Source organism: Bartonella sp. CE47NXGY (genome assembly GCF_042195415.1).
In the GTDB taxonomy this organism is placed as follows: Bacteria; Pseudomonadota; Alphaproteobacteria; order Rhizobiales; family Rhizobiaceae; genus Bartonella.
On the sequence record NZ_JBHIOI010000207.1, the window covers coordinates 1 to 809 of the forward strand.

Genomic DNA, 809 nt, shown 5'->3' on the forward strand with positions numbered 1-809 from the left:
TTACTTTATTGACTGCAATATCCTTAGCTAGATCAAATTTTATATTATTATTATCTTTGCCTTTGCTAATTTGAAGATTTGTACTTCCAGCGGAAAAATCTACCGCGCTGTCCATGATAACGGTCTTATCATCCTTACCCCCAACAGATAGTTTCCAACCACCATTTCTTACGACACTTTCTAAGTCTTTTAACTGTACAACATTTACTGCATCAGTAGGCTCACTACCAGCCGCTACTCCGATAATTTGTCGTGTTTGTGGATTATCAGCACCATCATAACCAACACTCACAGCTCCCAGCGTACTTTTCCACTGAGATGTGCCATTTGTTGCAACCCCATCCTTTAAAGAAGGAGCATAACCTAAAAGACCAGCAGCCCGATCAGCGACAGAATCATTCCCTATAGCGACGCCTCCCTCCACTGTTGCTTTCGAATAAAAACCAAAAGCCGTAGCATTCTTTGCTGTTGCGTATGCACGATGACCAACAGCAGTCGAACCATAGCCCAAAGCCTTAGAAACAGCACCCACAGCCGTTGAATAATCACTCCCCGCAGTTGTATGATCGTCTGGTCCAACCGATTCATTATATTCGGAACCTATCGCGATGCTGTCTTTGCCTAAAGCATGAGCCATGTAGCCTATAGCAATGCTATCCACTTCATTTGATACCCAGGCTTGATAACCTAGAGCAATACCACGCTCCCCCCCCTTATCCACCTGTGCCTGAGAACCTATAGCTATCGAATGCTGACTAAACGCATTTGCCTGATTACCTATAGCAATACCATACAGCGCCTCCTTTGTT

The 809-nt window shown here is 44.1% G+C and carries 1 pseudogene; it reads right to left on the bottom strand.

Going from position 1 to position 809, the window contains the following annotated elements:
- A pseudogene (locus tag ACFIL3_RS10685) lies at positions 1-809 on the bottom strand (hypothetical protein); the annotation flags it as partial.